The 14,068-nt window shown below is 71.4% G+C and carries 14 protein-coding genes; 5 read left to right on the top strand and 9 right to left on the bottom strand.

Going from position 1 to position 14,068, the window contains the following annotated elements; translation table 11 throughout:
* Positions 1 to 113: 113 nt before the first annotated feature.
* Together AB0915_RS20165 and AB0915_RS20170 are read right to left on the bottom strand one after the other, a co-directional pair.
* Positions 114 to 617, bottom strand: coding sequence for an ATP-binding protein (locus AB0915_RS20165; protein WP_366692383.1), 504 nt, complete (start codon positions 615 to 617; stop codon positions 114 to 116).
* A 254-nt stretch (positions 618 to 871) separates the two neighbouring features.
* Entirely contained in the window at positions 872 to 1,240 is a 369-nt protein-coding gene (locus AB0915_RS20170; protein ID WP_366692384.1) for an STAS domain-containing protein, read from the bottom strand.
* 306 nt (positions 1,241 to 1,546) lie between these two features.
* Here AB0915_RS20170 and AB0915_RS20175 point away from each other — a divergent pair, with 306 nt between their 5' ends.
* Positions 1,547 to 2,500, top strand: coding sequence for an RNA polymerase sigma factor SigF (locus AB0915_RS20175; RefSeq protein WP_366692421.1), 954 nt, complete (start codon positions 1,547 to 1,549; stop codon positions 2,498 to 2,500).
* Between the two features lie 119 nt (positions 2,501 to 2,619).
* Here the strand turns inward: AB0915_RS20175 and hutI are convergent, their stop codons facing one another.
* From hutI to hutU, 4 genes are all read right to left on the bottom strand, one after another.
* Positions 2,620 to 3,792, bottom strand: a complete 1,173-nt coding sequence (gene hutI, locus AB0915_RS20180) for an imidazolonepropionase (RefSeq protein WP_366692385.1) — start codon at positions 3,790 to 3,792, stop codon at positions 2,620 to 2,622.
* Between the two features lie 31 nt (positions 3,793 to 3,823).
* Positions 3,824 to 5,209, bottom strand: a complete 1,386-nt coding sequence (locus AB0915_RS20185) for a formimidoylglutamate deiminase (protein WP_366692386.1) — start codon at positions 5,207 to 5,209, stop codon at positions 3,824 to 3,826.
* Positions 5,200 to 6,414 (bottom strand): allantoate amidohydrolase, encoded by a 1,215-nt coding sequence (locus AB0915_RS20190; protein WP_366692422.1) that lies wholly within the window; start codon positions 6,412 to 6,414, stop codon positions 5,200 to 5,202. Before AB0915_RS20190 ends, AB0915_RS20185 begins: the two co-directional genes overlap by 10 nt.
* A 107-nt stretch (positions 6,415 to 6,521) precedes the next feature.
* The gene (hutU, locus tag AB0915_RS20195; RefSeq protein ID WP_366692387.1) at positions 6,522 to 8,180 is read right to left on the bottom strand and encodes a urocanate hydratase; all 1,659 of its coding nucleotides are present in this window, start codon (positions 8,178 to 8,180) and stop codon (positions 6,522 to 6,524) included.
* A 282-nt stretch (positions 8,181 to 8,462) separates the two neighbouring features.
* Here hutU and AB0915_RS20200 point away from each other — a divergent pair, with 282 nt between their 5' ends.
* The 4 genes from AB0915_RS20200 to AB0915_RS20215 all read left to right on the top strand — a co-directional run bounded on the left by AB0915_RS20200 (position 8,463) and on the right by AB0915_RS20215 (position 10,691).
* Positions 8,463 to 8,891: a hypothetical protein gene (locus tag AB0915_RS20200; protein WP_366692388.1), complete on the top strand. Its 429-nt coding sequence runs from the start codon at positions 8,463 to 8,465 to the stop codon at positions 8,889 to 8,891.
* Positions 8,892 to 8,992: 101 nt separating this feature from the next.
* Positions 8,993 to 9,736: a transcriptional regulator gene (locus AB0915_RS20205; RefSeq protein ID WP_366692389.1), complete on the top strand. Its 744-nt coding sequence runs from the start codon at positions 8,993 to 8,995 to the stop codon at positions 9,734 to 9,736.
* 38 nt (positions 9,737 to 9,774) lie between these two features.
* Complete coding sequence (locus tag AB0915_RS20210; RefSeq protein ID WP_366692390.1) at positions 9,775 to 10,239, top strand: roadblock/LC7 domain-containing protein; 465 nt, start codon at positions 9,775 to 9,777, stop codon at positions 10,237 to 10,239.
* A 77-nt stretch (positions 10,240 to 10,316) separates the two neighbouring features.
* Positions 10,317 to 10,691, top strand: a complete 375-nt coding sequence (locus AB0915_RS20215) for a hypothetical protein (RefSeq protein WP_366692391.1) — start codon at positions 10,317 to 10,319, stop codon at positions 10,689 to 10,691.
* 16 nt (positions 10,692 to 10,707) lie between these two features.
* On the opposite strand, the gene AB0915_RS20220 is transcribed toward AB0915_RS20215, so the two are convergent.
* The 3 genes from AB0915_RS20220 to AB0915_RS20230 form a co-directional block, all read right to left on the bottom strand.
* On the bottom strand, positions 10,708 to 11,295 hold the full coding sequence (locus AB0915_RS20220) for a hypothetical protein (RefSeq protein ID WP_366692392.1): 588 nt from the start codon (positions 11,293 to 11,295) through the stop codon (positions 10,708 to 10,710).
* A gap of 343 nt (positions 11,296 to 11,638) precedes the next feature.
* Entirely contained in the window at positions 11,639 to 12,490 is an 852-nt protein-coding gene (locus AB0915_RS20225; protein ID WP_366692393.1) for a MurR/RpiR family transcriptional regulator, read from the bottom strand.
* Positions 12,487 to 14,055 carry an aromatic amino acid ammonia-lyase gene (locus AB0915_RS20230; RefSeq protein WP_366692423.1) on the bottom strand — a complete coding sequence of 523 codons (1,569 nt, stop codon included), beginning with the start codon at positions 14,053 to 14,055 and terminating at the stop codon, positions 12,487 to 12,489. Before AB0915_RS20230 ends, AB0915_RS20225 begins: the two co-directional genes overlap by 4 nt.
* Between the last annotated feature and the right edge of the window lie 13 nt (positions 14,056 to 14,068).

The following is a 14,068-nucleotide window of genomic DNA, read 5'->3' on the forward strand; positions in this document are numbered from 1 at the left end:
GCGTGCAGCTGCAAGGCGGAGGATTGAGACATGGCGGAGCCATGGTGATTGACGACAACGCGGCAGATGTGCGTGCCCAGCCCCGCGACGCCGCCCCCCATGTGCCGGTCGGTCTAAGCGGGAGCGGCCAGCTCCGCCCATACGGTCTTGCCGGGCTCGCCCGGCACCCGCTGGACACCCCAGTCCAGACAGAGCCGCTGCACGATGAACATGCCGTGTCCGCCGGGCCGGCCCGCCCGGTGCGGGGTGCGCGGCGCGGGCTGTCCCGCACCGCCGTCGACGACCTCCACCCGCAGCACCTTCGAGGTGCAGGCGATGCGAAGCTCCTCGGGTCCCTCCGCGTGCAGGCAGGCGTTCGTGACCAGTTCGGAGACAACCAGCAGGACGTCCTCGGCGGCTGCGCGCCGGTCGGCGCTCGACGCGGGGAGCCAGTCCCAGTCGTGGAGTGCCTGACGGGCGAAATCGCGGGCTGTCGGCACGATGCCGCTGACCTCCCGCAGGGGCAGCGTGCGCCACCGCCGGTCGACGGGCCCGGAGGAGGCTGCGTCGGCGCCGTCGCCATCGCCCTCCGGCTCCCGGCCGAGGTCGCCCGGCGGTTGCTGCCGGGTGGTGCTCATCAGCGCTTCACCTCACCGATTCACCATGTCGCCATTGAACAGTTACAGATACAGATACGGGCGCAGCTGCCGATACGGATACCGGCCGCATACAGAGTGTGCGGGCCACCCGGAGTGTGCGGGCCACCCGGGTCACAGGAGGTTCGCCGGGATGTCTCCTGCCCGGCCGTATCGTGACAACACCCACTTCACCCATGCGGAATGCGTGAGGCACGCAACACCCGGGACGGGTGAGGCGGCGCTCCGGGCCACGATCAGGTGTCCAGCGCCGATTCGAGGGAGTCATGGACGGTGAAGACCGCCTCGGCCCCGGTGATCTCGAAGACCCTCGCCACCATCGGCAGCATTCCGGCCAAATGGACCCCTCCCCCGGCCGCCTCCGCCTTGAGGCGGGCACCGAGCAGCACATTGAGCCCGGTGGAATCACAGAATTCGAGTCGCGAACAGTCGACCACCAGGCGGGCCCGTCCTTGTTCGACCGCGCTCTCCAGGGGTTCGCGAAGCAGATCGGCGGTGTGGTGATCCAGCTCACCCACCGGCGTCACTACCTCACTGCGCCCCTCGGTCCGGACCTCGACCTGAAGTCGACCCCGGTTCGCACTGCCGACCGTCTGGCGGTCCATGCCCGTCCCTCTTCGCCGTTCGTCACTGCCTGCGTCAACGTGCGCGTCACCCTCTGCGACGGCGCGTGCGGTTGCGTGTGTAGCTGTCGCTGACGTTCGTAAAACACTACGCGTTCCGTACGGCACACGGTAGCCGAAGACCTCAACAAACCGGACATATAGCCTCAATTGGCGGTTGTATCCGCACGTCAGGACCGGGTAAGGGTAGAGGGACACCCGAAACACGACCGGCTTTGGAGGCGCCGCTTCACCGCAGGAACACGCATGGGCACCGGCAGCCATATGCCGAGAATGATGGAGGAGACCATGTCACCCCGGCTCGACGGACCGCATACCCACGTCGCGACGTCAGCATGTCCTCAGGGACTGACCGAATCAGACTCCCTTGCCGCGGTCGCCGTACCCGCTCCGCGCCGCAGCACCAGCAGCACCAGCAGTGCCAAGGGCAGCGACGGTCTCGAAGGACTTCCCGAGATCCCGCCGTACGACGAAGTGGGCGCAACGGACGCCAGAGCGCTGTCGAAGACACTCTTCGCGCGGCTCGAATCCCTCGAAGAGGGCACCCACGAGTACGCGTACGTACGCAACACACTCGTCGAACTGAACCTGGCCCTGGTCAAGTTCGCCGCCTCACGGTTCCGCTCCCGCAGCGAACCGATGGAGGACATCATCCAGGTCGGCACCATCGGCCTGATCAAGGCCATCGACCGGTTCGAGCTGAGTCGGGGCGTCGAGTTCCCGACCTTCGCGATGCCGACCGTCATCGGCGAGATCAAGCGATTCTTCCGCGACACCAGTTGGTCCGTGCGCGTCCCGCGCCGACTGCAGGAGCTGCGGCTCGACCTGGCCAAGGCGGGCGACGAACTCGCCCAGCAGCTCGACCGGGCGCCCACCGTGGGCGAACTCGCCGACCGCCTCGGACTCACCGACGACGAGGTCGTCGAAGGCATGGCCGCGAGCAACGCGTACACCGCGAGCTCGCTCGACGCCAAGGCCGAGGAGGACGAGACCGAGAGCGCGCTGGCGGACCGGATCGGCTACGAGGACCACGGGCTCGAAGGCATCGAGTACGTCGAGTCCCTGAAGCCGCTGATCGCCTCGCTGCCCGGTCGCGACCGGAAGATCCTCTCGCTCCGCTTCGTCGCCAATATGACGCAGTCGGAGATCGGCGACGAACTCGGCATCTCCCAGATGCATGTCTCGCGGCTGCTCTCCCGGACGCTGGTCAAGCTCAGGAAGGGCCTGACAGTGGAGGAATGATCCCGGAGTCACCCGCGCCCTCGCGGGACCACTTGCGGAAGGACCTGCCCCGGCAAAGGGCAGGTCCTTCCGCATTGTTGACGGGTTCTCGGTGCGGGACGCGGGCGGGGAAGTGTCGCTCAGAGGGCGCGCTCGCCGCGCTGCCGGACCGCCTGGACCAGGGGGACGCCCGGCCGGTAGGCGAGGTGGACATGGCTGGGCGCGTCCAGGAGCACCAGATCGGCGCGGGCGCCCGGGGAGATGCGGCCGATGTCCGTACGGCGCAGCGCCGCCGCGCCGCCCGCGGTGGCGGACCAGAGGGCCTCGTCCGGAGTCATACCCATGTCGCGTACGGCCAGGGCGATACAGAAGGGCATGGACGAGGTGAACGACGAACCCGGGTTGCAGTCCGTGGACAGCGCGACGGTGGCGCCCGCGTCGAGGAGGCGGCGGGCGTCGGGCCAGTTCGCGCGGGTGGAGAACTCGGCGCCGGGGAGGAGTGTGGCGACGGTGTTGCCCTGGGCGAGGGCGTCGACGTCCGCGTCGGTGAGGTGCGTGCAGTGGTCGGCGGAGGCGGCGTCCAGCTCGACGGCGAGCTGAACGCCGGGGCCGTGGGTGAGCTGGTTGGCGTGGACCCGGGGGTGCAGGCCCTTGGCCATGCCCGCGGTCAGGATCGCGCGGGCCTGGTCGCCGTCGAACGCGCCCTTCTCGCAGAAAACGTCGACCCAACGGGCGTACGGGGCAGAGGCGTCGAGCATCGGCCCGGTGACCAGGTCGACGTACCCGGCGGGATCGTCGGCGTAGTCCGGGGGGACGACGTGGGCGCCGAGGTAGGTGACCTCGTCGGTGTGGCGGGCGGCGATGCGCAGGGCGCGGGCCTCGTCCTCGACGGTGAGCCCGTAGCCGGACTTGGTCTCGAACGTGGTGGTGCCCTGGCGGAGCGCCTCGGCGAGATAGCGGACGACGTTGGCGTCCAGCTCGTCGTCGGTGGCGGCGCGGGTGGCGGCGACCGTGGTGCGGATACCGCCCGCCGTGTAGGGGCGGCCGGACATCCGGGCGTTGAACTCCTCGGTGCGGTCGCCCGCGAAGAGGAGGTGGGAGTGGGAGTCGACGAATCCCGGGATCACCGCGCGGCCGCCCGCGTCGACGGCGTTGTCAGTGGCGGGTGCTTTGCTTGATTCACCGGTCCAGACGACCCGGTCGCCCTCGATGACGACGGCCGCGTCCAGGATCAGGCCCAGGGGGGAACCGTCACCGAGGGAGGGGTCGTTGGTGACCAGACTGGCGATGTTGGTGATGGCGGTCGTCGTCATCGGGGGACTGCTCTCCTTGCGAGGGTCCGGGTCAGCCGTGCAGGACGGCGATGGCCGAGGCGAGTGCTGCGGGGACGTCCTCGACGAGCGTGTGCTGCCCGTCGCGGACGATGTGCCGACCTGCCACGACCGTATGACGCACATCGGCCGCGGAGGCGGCGAATACGACTGCTTCGGCGGCCAGTCGGGGCACCGGTCCCGCTGTTCTGACGGAGTCCAGAGTGACGGTGGTGAAGTCGGCGAGCGCGCCCGGTTCCAGGGTGCCCGCGTCGGACCGGCCGAGGGCGGCGTGCCCGTCGACGGTGGCGGCGCGCAGCAGTGCGGCCGCCGTCCAGTGGCCGCGGGTATGGGTGCGCAGACGCTCGTTGAGCTCCATAGCGCGGGCCTCTTCGAAGAGGTCGATCACGGCATGGCTGTCGCTCCCGAGGGAGAGCGGCGAGCCGGCGCGCTGCAGGGCGACGGCGGGTCCGATGCCGTCGGCGAGGTCGCGTTCGGTCGTGGGGCACATGCAGGTGCCGGTGGCCGAGACGCCGAGCAGTGCGATGTCCTCACTGCTGAGGTGGGTGTTGTGGATGCCGGTGGTGCGCGGGCCGAGGACCCCGTGGTCGGCGAGGAGCCGGGTGGGGGAACAGCCGTGGGCGGCCTGGCAGGCGTCGTTCTCCGCGGTCTGTTCGGAGAGGTGGACATGGAGGGGCGCCTGTCGCTCCTCGGCCCATTTCGCCACGGTCGCGAGCTGCCCGGCGGGCACCGCGCGTACGGAGTGGACGGCCGCGCCGATCAGGGCGTGGTCGCTGCCCTTGAGCAGGGAGGCGCGTTCGGCCCAGGCGTCCGCGGTGGTGTCGGAGAAGCGCAGCTGGTGCCGGTCGGGTTCCCGGTACTGGCCGGCCCGCTGCCCGAATCCGGCGGCGAGATAGGCCGTGTCCAGCAGGGTGATCCGGATCCCGGCCGCGTCGGCGGCGGCGATCAGGGCTTCGCCCATGGCGTTGGGGTTGGTGTACGGGGCTCCGCCGGGCGCGTGGTGCAGATAGTGGAACTCACCCACCGCGGTGATGCCTGCCAGCGCCATCTCGGCGTACACGGCACGGGCCAGGTCGTAGTACGTATCGGGGGTGAGCCGGGACGCGACCTGGTACATGAGCTCGCGCCAGGTCCAGAAGGTGCCGGAGCCGACCTGGACGGTGGAGCGCAGGGCGCGGTGGAAGGCGTGCGAGTGGGTGTTGGCGAGACCGGGCACCGTGAGCCCGCGCAGCACGGTGGCGCCCGGCGGCGGGGCGTCGACGCCGGTGCGGACCCCGGCGATCCGCCCGTCGGCGACGTCCAGGGCGACGCCCGGCTCGACATGGGTGCCGAGCCAGGCGTGGGACATCCAGAACGTGGCGGTGCGGCGCGCGCCCGTCGGTGTTGTTGTCAGCTGCACGCGAGACCTTCCAGTACATCGGCGAGTGCGATCACCCCGGCGGTGCAGTCGTTCTCGGCGGCGTACTCGGCCGGCGAGTGCGAGATCCCGGTGGGGTTCCGTACGAACAGCATGGCGGTAGGGACCGAAGCGGACAAAATACCCGCGTCATGTCCGGCGCCGGTGCCGAGGACGGGCACGGCGCGGCCCGCGTCGCCGCCGCCCCGGCAGGTAAGGATCTTGCCGAGTTCGTCACGCAGGGCGTGCTGGAACTCCACGACGGGCGTGAAGGACTCCCGTACGACATCGAGATCGATGCCCGCACGCTCGGCGTGCTCCCGGGCGGCCCGCTCGATGCCGGTGACGACGGCGTCGAGGGTGTCCTGGTCGGCGGCGCGCGAATCGAGCCAGCCACGGACGAGGGAGGGGATGGCGTTGACGCCGTTCGGCTCGACGGCGATCTTCCCGAAGGTGGCGAGAGCGCCGGTGAGCTCCGCCTCGCGGCGGGCGGCCAGCACGGTCTCGGCGTACGTGAGCATCGGGTCGCGCCGGTCGACGAGCCGGGTGGTCCCCGCGTGGTTGGCCTCGCCCCGGAAGTCGAACCGCCAGCGGCCGTGAGGCCAGATCGCGGAGGCGATACCGACCGGGTCGCCGGTGAGGTCGAGGGAGCGCCCCTGCTCGACATGGAGCTCGACGAACGCGCCGATGCGGGCCAGCCGTTCGGGGTCCGGGCCGATGGCGTCGGGGTCGTACCCGGCCGCCTCCATGGCCTGCGGCAATGTGATGCCGTCGCCGTCGCTGAGCTGGTGCGCCTTCTCGACGGTCAGCTGCCCGGCGGCGAGCCGGGACCCGACACAGGCGAGCCCGAACCGGGCCCCTTCCTCGTCACCGAAGTTGGTGATGGCGAACGGCCGGGTGAACTCGGCTCCTCTGCGGCGGAGTTCGTCGAGCGCCGCGAAGGAGGAGACCACGCCGAGCGGCCCGTCGAACGCACCGCCGTCGGGCACGGAGTCGAGGTGCGACCCGGTGACGACGGCGTCGTCACCGAGCGGATCTCCGAGCCAGGCCCACTGATTACCGTTCCGGTCGACCTCGTACCCGAGCCCACGTGCTTCGGCCTGCTCCCGGAACCAGACCCGGCAGTCGGCGTCGGCACCGGTCCAGGCGTACCGCCGGTACCCACCGCTCCCGGGGTGGCGTCCGATGGGGGCAAGTTCCTTCCACATGGCCTGGAAGGACGCCTGCCCGGCCCCGCCCGGTCCCTGTGAACCATGGGGGAGGGCGGGCGCCGGGAAACCCTCGGCGCCCACGGAACCGCTTCCGCCCGGCAGGCTCACTGCCCCTCCGTCATGGGAATCCGCACGCCCTTGTCCGCGGCAACGGACTCCGCAATGTCGTACCCCGCGTCGACGTGCCGGATGACCCCCATCCCCGGGTCGTTCGTCAGCACCCGGCGGATCTTCTCGCCCGCCAGCTTCGTACCGTCGGCCACGGTCACCTGACCGGCGTGGATGGAGCGCCCCATCCCGACGCCGCCGCCGTGGTGGATGGAGACCCAGGAGGCGCCGGACGCCACGTTGACCATGGCGTTCAGCAGCGGCCAGTCCGCGATCGCGTCGGACCCGTCGAGCATCGCCTCGGTCTCGCGGTACGGGGACGCCACCGACCCGCAGTCCAGGTGGTCGCGGCCGATCGCCAGCGGTGCGGCCAGTTCGCCGGAGGCCACCATGTCGTTGAACCGCTCACCGGCGCGGTCGCGCTCGCCGTAGCCGAGCCAGCAGATCCGGGCGGGCAGCCCCTGGAAGTGGACCCGCTCGCCGGCCATCTTGATCCACCGGTGCAGCGACTCGTTCTCCGGGAAGAGTTCGAGCATCGCCTTGTCGGTCTTGTGGATGTCCGACGCCTCGCCGGACAGCGCGGCCCAGCGGAACGGGCCCTTGCCCTCGCAGAACAGCGGCCGGATGTACGCGGGGACGAACCCGGGGAAGTCGAATGCCCGGTCGTAGCCCGCGAGCTGTGCCTCGCCGCGGATCGAGTTGCCGTAGTCGAAGACCTCGGCCCCGGCGTCCATGAAGCCGACCATCGCCTCGACGTGCTTGGCCATCGCCTCGCGTGCCCGCTGCGTGAAGTCGGCGGGCTTCTCGGCGGCGTACGAGGCCATGTCGTCGAAGTCGACGCCGATCGGGAGGTACGCGAGCGGGTCGTGCGCGCTGGTCTGGTCGGTGACGATGTCGATCGGGGCGCCCTCGGCAAGCATCCGGGGCAGCAGCTCCGCCGCGTTGCCGAGCAGCCCGATGGAGAGCGGCTTGCGCGCGTCGCGCGCTTCGGTGGCGAGCTGGAGCGCGTGTTCCAGGGAGTCGGCGCGCACATCGAGGTAGCGGTGCTCGATGCGGCGCTCGATGGCGCGCGGGTCGCAGTCGATACAGATCGCCACGCCGTCGTTCATGGTCACGGCGAGCGGCTGGGCGCCGCCCATGCCGCCGAGCCCGGCGGTCAGGGTGATCGTCCCGGCCAGCGTCCCGTTGAACTTCTTGGCGGCGACGGCGGCGAACGTCTCGTACGTGCCCTGCAGGATGCCCTGCGTACCGATGTAGATCCACGACCCGGCCGTCATCTGGCCGTACATGGTGAGTCCGAGCGCCTCCAGGCGGCGGAACTCCTCCCAGTTCGCCCAGTCGCCCACCAGGTTGGAGTTGGCGATCAGGACGCGCGGCGCCCACTCGTGGGTCTGCATGACACCGACCGGGCGCCCGGACTGGACGAGCATCGTCTCGTCCTGCTTGAGCGTCTGCAGCGTGCGCACCATCGCGTCGAACGAACGCCAGTCGCGGGCCGCCTTGCCCGTACCGCCGTAGACGACGAGCTTGTCGGGGTGCTCGGCGACCTCGGGGTCGAGATTGTTCTGCAGCATGCGGAGGGCGGCTTCCTGCTGCCATCCCAGGGCGCTCAGTTCGGTACCGCGCGGTGCCCGTACGGGGCGGGATCCTGACATGGCAATGCCTCCTCGCGACTGTGTTGCTTCTATTCACATCCTGCTTCTCTGAATACTTATAGTCAACAGGCGCGCCCGAAAGACCTGCCCCGAAGACGGGATGCGACGCCGAACGCGGACAGAACATGACGCGAACAGAACATGACAGGGGCGGCAGCGGGTCCGGCCGTTTCCGGTCGCCTTCCGCATGTACCAATGGAAAATGCCAGAACTCCCACCTGGGGCGGGCACGTTGCGTAGCGTCTGGGTCACAGCCGCACGTCAGGTCGGGAGGGAGTCCGCGTGCCCGGAATCGACGAGTGCCTGCTCGAAGTCATGAGGCTGCCCGGTGCCCGCGGCGCCGCGGTGGTCGACTGGACGAGCGGTCTCGCCCTAGGCACCATCGGCGACTCGCCCAACGGCGATCACGAGGCGACCGCCGCCGAGACGGCCGAAGTGGCGCGCATGGCGGCGGAGCAGCCGGTGTTCGCCCTCTCCGTCCCGGAACCCTTAACAGGCCCGGGCGGGAACGACGTTACCGCGACGGGCGCATCGCCGCCGGTGGAAGACGTCATCGTCACCACCCGCGCCGGCTACCACATCATCCGATTCGTCGAGACGGCCTTCGACAGCAGCGTCTTCCTGCATCTGTGGCTCGACCGCTCCGACGGCAACCTGGCGCTGGCCCGGATGAGGCTGGGCGAGATGGCGGAGCGGCTGGTCCTGGCATGAGAGCCACCGCGCCCGAGAGGAGACCTCCCGAGAGGACACCTCCCGCGAGAACCTCAGCCGAGAGAACCTTCCCCGTGAGAGCAGCGCCCGCCCTCTCCCCCATGCTCCAACGTCTCGCCGCCGAGCGCGCCACCGGCGCCCTGATGCGCGACCGCGGCACGCTCTACCTCGCCGACGGCCAGGTCGTGCACGCCGAGAGCCCCTCGACACCAGGCCTCGACATCCTCCTCACCGCGAGCGGCGCCCTGCACCGCGACGGCTGGTGGGACGCGGTCGCCCAGGCGGGCGCCGGGCAGCGGGTCGGCCGCTACCTGGTGGACAGCGGGCGGATACCCGGCGGCGCCCTGGAGCTCTGCCACTTGAGTGCGCTGTACGACGCCGCCTTCTTCGCCCTCTCCCCCACCCGGACCCCGGCCCGGTTCCGTTACGGGGTCTCGCACTGGATCGGTCCCGTGCACCCCGTCCCCGTCGATGCCGTGCAGCGCGAGACGCTCCGGCGCCGGGAGCTGTTGGACCGGATCTGGCCCGACGCGGTGACCGATACCGCCCCGCTCGCCCGGGCGCCCCGTCCCGTCGACGCGCCGGTCCCGTCACGCCGGCGCCGCGTACTCGACCTGGTGGACGGAGCACGTACGGCGTCCGACATCGCCCAGCACCTGGGCCGCTCGGCGTTCCACATCCTCGTCGACCTTCGGCGGCTCACGGCCGCCGGGCTGGTCGAAGCGGTCCGGCAGACGGCGGCCCCGTCCGCCTCCGCTCCCGGCCGGGTCACGCTTCCCGAGGTCACGGCCGACCCCGACGTCGCCCTGCTGCGCCGGCTCAGAGACGCATTGGAGGCCCTGTGATACGCGCGCTCAGACAGCGTGCCGGGAGGAGACAGCTGATGGTTCCCGAGGCCGAGGTCCAGGACGTCCTGGACGAACTCCAGCGGCTACGGGCCCGGGTGCCGCTCCTCACGGGCGCGCTGGCGGCCAGCACCGACGGCCTCGTCCTGGCGCAGGACACCCCGGGAGTCGAGGCGGAGGGCGTGGCCGCGCTCACCGCGGCCGCGCTCGGCGTCGCGCTCCGGATGGCGGAGGCGACCGGCCGGGGCGGCTTCCGCGAACTGCTCGTACGTGGCGAGACCGGCTACATCGCCACGTACGCGGCGGGCTCCTCCGCCGTCCTCACACTCCTGGCCGAGGACCGGATCAACGTCGGCCGGCTCCACCTGGAAGGCCGCCGGGCGGGCACCCGGATCGGCGAACTGGTCGACGCCGCACTGAAACGCACCGCACAACCCGCGCCGACGCCGCATGCCCCGCGCCCACGGACCCCACCCCCCGGCCCCCTCCCGCACCGCACGTAGCACCAGTCACGCCACACCAGGAACGCCAGAAAACGGAGCCGGTCACCTCGGCCGGCAAGGAAAGGAAACGAGCACTCATGGCCAACACCGAAGCGTCACTCAAGGAAGCAATGACGTCCATCGAGGGCACCGTCGGTGTCGCACTCGTCGACTACACCAGCGGCATGGCGCTGGGCACCCTCGGCGGCGGCAAGGACTTCAACCTGGAGGTCGCTGCCGCGGGCAACACGGATGTCGTACGCGCCAAACTCCGCACCATGGAACATCTCGGCATCAAAGACGAGATCGAGGACATCCTGATCACCCTCGGCGCCCAGTACCACCTGATCCGGCTGCTCAAGGCGCGCGGCAACAACGGTCTCTTCCTCTACCTGGTGCTGGACAGCGGCCGCGCCAACCTGGCGATGGCCCGCCACCAGCTGAAGCGGATCGAGGCCGAACTGGAGGTCTGACCTCCGGGGGACGCCCTCAGCGACGCCGCGCCCCACCGGGCGCGGCGTCGCCCGCCACCGGCCCGGTCGTCCGGTACGCCGCGACCCGCTTGCCCGCGGGCCGCCCCCTCTCCACCCAGTCGGTCCGCACCCAGTACAGGACGTCGTCCCTCCGCTCCCGCTGCCCGATCCGGACGGACTTGGCCCAGAGGCCGGCCCCCGCACCCGCAAGCATCAGCCCACCGGCGCCGGGCAGCAGGAATCCGCCGGCGATCGCCACAAGGAACCCGCCCAGCAGCCACCACCGGTGCCCACGCCGCCAGTTGCGTACGGTCACCGCCCGGTCCTGGAGGAAGTCCGTCCGCCCGGCACGGGTGGCGGCCCTCGCCAGCTCCGCGTACCTGCGCCCGCGTGCGAGCGCCACCACAACCGCGGTGATCAGGAAGAGCGCGGCTCCGGCGAGCAGTCCGATCCGACGGCCGGTGAGCCCCGGGACGAGCGCGCTGACGGCGGCGGCGAGCAGCCCCAACCACCACAGCGGTACGGCTCCGGCCCGTACGATCACCGCCACCCTCGCCAGCGACTGCGCTCCGCGCCCCACGTCCGTACCCCTCTCGACAGCCATCGATGCTGATTCTCGGGGCGCAGGTTAACGGCCGTATCTGAGCGGTGTCTGAGAATCGGCGAGGAAGCGGACCACGGCCGGGCTTCCCTCGGCACCGGACACCCGCCAGGCCGTCCCCGGCCCCCGGCGCAGGCGGACTCGCCTGCGCGGCGCCGTTCCTGGCAGGCGAATCTCCGGGTCCGGCAGTGCCGGAAGCGATCGCGGTCCGGAGGCCGACGACCGCCCGCCCGGCCGGCCGCAGCGTCGGCGCCGGCACGACCGTCCGGTCCCCGGGTGCCCTCGACAGCCCGCGGGCGCTCACCCCGCCGGGCAGCCCGGCAGCCACATCCCGTGCGTCACGCCCTCATTCCACGAACAGCCCGCGCGCCGCCGCCCTCGCGTCGAACTCCTCCAGCCGCGCCTGTGCATCCGGCAGGTCGTCGCACATCGCCTCCAGCAGCACACGCCCCAGCAGCATCGGCGCGCACGCCGTGTCGAAGGCGAGTCCGGTGCCGACGGCCGCGGGAATCAGCAGGTCGCTGTGTTTGGCCACCGGGGCGAACGCCGAATCGGCGACCGACACCACGGCCAGTCCCTGCTCCTGCGCGTACGCGAGCGCGTCCACGACCTCCTTGGGATGGCGCGGCAGCGCGAAGCAGACGAGCGCGCTCGCCCCCGCCCGGCGCGCGGCGTCGATCCGGTCGTGCAGCATGGTGCCGCCCTCGTCGAGCACTCGCACGTCCGGATGGACCTTGGCGGCGAAATAGCCGAAGCCCCGCGCCTGCGAGGAGGCGGCGCGCAGCCCGAGCACCGGCAGCGGGCGCGACGCGGCAAGCAGCCGCCCCGCCCGCTCGACCGGAGTAGGGTCGGCGAGGAGTTCGGCGAGGTGCTGCAGGTTCTCGATCTCGGCACGGACGGCCTGCTGGTACTCGTTGTACGTGTCGGCGGCGGTGCCCGCACCTCCCTCGACGGGGCCGGGCGCGACCTCCCGCAGATACCTGCGCAGCGCCGGATACCCGTCGAACCCGAGCGCGACGGCGAACCGGGTGACGGACGGCTGGCTGACCCCGGCGAGCTCGGCCAGCTCCACACTCGACAGGAACGGGACGTCCCCGGCCCTGCGCACCATCGAGTGCGCGATCCGCCGCTGCGTGGGCGTGAGCCGGTGCCCCTCGAAGAGCTGCTGCAACCGCGCGGCCGGGCTGCTCCCGTTCATGCTGTCCCCCTAGTGCTGGTGCTGGTGCTGGTGCTGGTGAGATCGGTGTTCCACAGGTCCGTGCAGCGGTCGAGCAGCTCCCCGGCCGCTGCCTTCACATCATCGGTGAGCGGCCGGTCCGCGAACTCCCCTTCGAGCAGCGAATCGGCCAGCTCGAACGCCCGCCCGACCGGCAGGCCGGGCTCGGGCCGCAGATCGCGCAGCCGCAACGCCCTTACGGCGGAGACGAGTTCACAGGCGACGACCTGCCGGTAGGCGCCGCACACGCGCAGCGTCTGGCGGGCCGCCAGCGAGGCGAAACTCGCCTGCTCCTCCACGCCCCGGGACAGCACGGCGTGGCCGAGCGAGGCGGGCGCGGCGAACGCCCGCAGATCGCCGAGGGCGGCTCCGGCCGCGTACTCCAGGATCATCACACCCGAGGAAGCGGGTTCACCGTCGGCGAGAAAGGGCCTCAGCCGGGTGAAGGACGGCTCGTTGAGCGCCGAGAGCCGGGAGGTCGAGAGCCGCGCGACCTGCACGACAGCGAGCCTGAAGTGGTCCAGTGCCAGGGCAAGTTGGGCCATGTAGAAACCGCCGTGGTGGTAGGCGGCGGGGCTGTCGTTGAGACCGGCGTCCGGGCGGATCAGCGGGTTCTCGGCGGCGGCGTTGATCTCGATGGCGAGGACCTGTTCGAGCGCGTCGGCGGCGTCCTGCGCAGGCCCGTGGATCTGCGGCAGACAGCGGAAGCCGTACGGGTCCTGGATCCGGCCGAGCGGGGGCCCCGGACGGTCAGGGACACCGAGCAGCTGCCGCATCCGGGCCGCGACCCGGTAGGAGCCGGGGTGCGGACGGGCGGCGTGGACCGGTTCGGCGTACGCCTCGTACGAACCGTCGACCGCGAGCAGCGAGAGCGCGGCGACCACCTCGGTGGCGGTGACGAGCCGGCGCAGCTCGTCGAGCGCGAGGGCGGCCTGACCGAGGGTGAGGGCGTTGCTGCTGATCAGGGCGAGGGCGTCGTTGTTGTCGAGCGGCTGGGGTTCGGGGGCGGCGCCGGGCCCCTGCCAGGGGTGTTCCCCGGCGAGCGCGAGGCCGGCCTGGGCGAGGGCGGCGATGTCCCCAGTACCGACCGAACCGAACTCGTTGATCACCGGGTGCGCCCCCGCCTCAAGCGCCTCACAGAGCGCGGTGACGACGGTGGGCCGCAGCCCGGCGCCGCCCGCGAGCAGCTGATTGGCGCGCACGGCAAGCATCGCGCGAACCTCGCGGGCGGGCAGCGGCTCGCCGATGGCCCCGGCGTGGCTGCGCAGCAACCGCAGCCCGTGGTCGGCGGCGGCCTCGGTCGGGACCTCCTCGTTGCGATTGGCGCCTACCCCGGTGGATCGCCCATACACCCGCCCGGTCGCGGCGAGCTCCCGGGCGGCCGCCCAGGACCGGTCGACCCGCTTCATCGCCTCGGCGCCGGGCACGGGCCGGGCGGCGCCGCGGGCAATCCGGACGACATCGGCGACGGGGAGGGTCTCCCCGTCGAGCTCGACGATGGAGACGGCATGGTCCGCGGCCCAGCCACCGAAAGGCGAGGAGTCCATCATGTGGGACGAC

Origin of the sequence: Streptomyces sp. NPDC048411 (genome assembly GCF_040704695.1) — a bacterium.
In the GTDB taxonomy this organism is placed as follows: domain Bacteria; phylum Actinomycetota; class Actinomycetes; order Streptomycetales; family Streptomycetaceae; genus Streptomyces.

What these genes read in the sequence shown, in the direction of transcription:
- AB0915_RS20210 (WP_366692390.1), top strand. Translation starts at nt 9,775, where the DNA reads ATGGTTCCCGAGGCCGAGGTCCAGGACGTCCTGGACGAACTCCAGCGG.
- AB0915_RS20190 (WP_366692422.1), bottom strand. Translation starts at nt 6,414, where the DNA reads ATGTGGAAGGAACTTGCCCCCATCGGACGCCACCCCGGGAGCGGTGGG.
- AB0915_RS20215 (WP_366692391.1), top strand. Translation starts at nt 10,317, where the DNA reads ATGGCCAACACCGAAGCGTCACTCAAGGAAGCAATGACGTCCATCGAG.
- hutU (WP_366692387.1), bottom strand. Translation starts at nt 8,180, where the DNA reads ATGTCAGGATCCCGCCCCGTACGGGCACCGCGCGGTACCGAACTGAGC.
- AB0915_RS20175 (WP_366692421.1), top strand. Translation starts at nt 1,547, where the DNA reads ATGTCACCCCGGCTCGACGGACCGCATACCCACGTCGCGACGTCAGCA.
- AB0915_RS20205 (WP_366692389.1), top strand. Translation starts at nt 8,993, where the DNA reads ATGCTCCAACGTCTCGCCGCCGAGCGCGCCACCGGCGCCCTGATGCGC.
- hutI (WP_366692385.1), bottom strand. Translation starts at nt 3,792, where the DNA reads ATGACGACGACCGCCATCACCAACATCGCCAGTCTGGTCACCAACGAC.
- AB0915_RS20165 (WP_366692383.1), bottom strand. Translation starts at nt 617, where the DNA reads ATGAGCACCACCCGGCAGCAACCGCCGGGCGACCTCGGCCGGGAGCCG.
- AB0915_RS20170 (WP_366692384.1), bottom strand. Translation starts at nt 1,240, where the DNA reads ATGGACCGCCAGACGGTCGGCAGTGCGAACCGGGGTCGACTTCAGGTC.
- AB0915_RS20220 (WP_366692392.1), bottom strand. Translation starts at nt 11,295, where the DNA reads ATGGCTGTCGAGAGGGGTACGGACGTGGGGCGCGGAGCGCAGTCGCTG.
- AB0915_RS20225 (WP_366692393.1), bottom strand. Translation starts at nt 12,490, where the DNA reads ATGAACGGGAGCAGCCCGGCCGCGCGGTTGCAGCAGCTCTTCGAGGGG.
- AB0915_RS20230 (WP_366692423.1), bottom strand. Translation starts at nt 14,055, where the DNA reads ATGGACTCCTCGCCTTTCGGTGGCTGGGCCGCGGACCATGCCGTCTCC.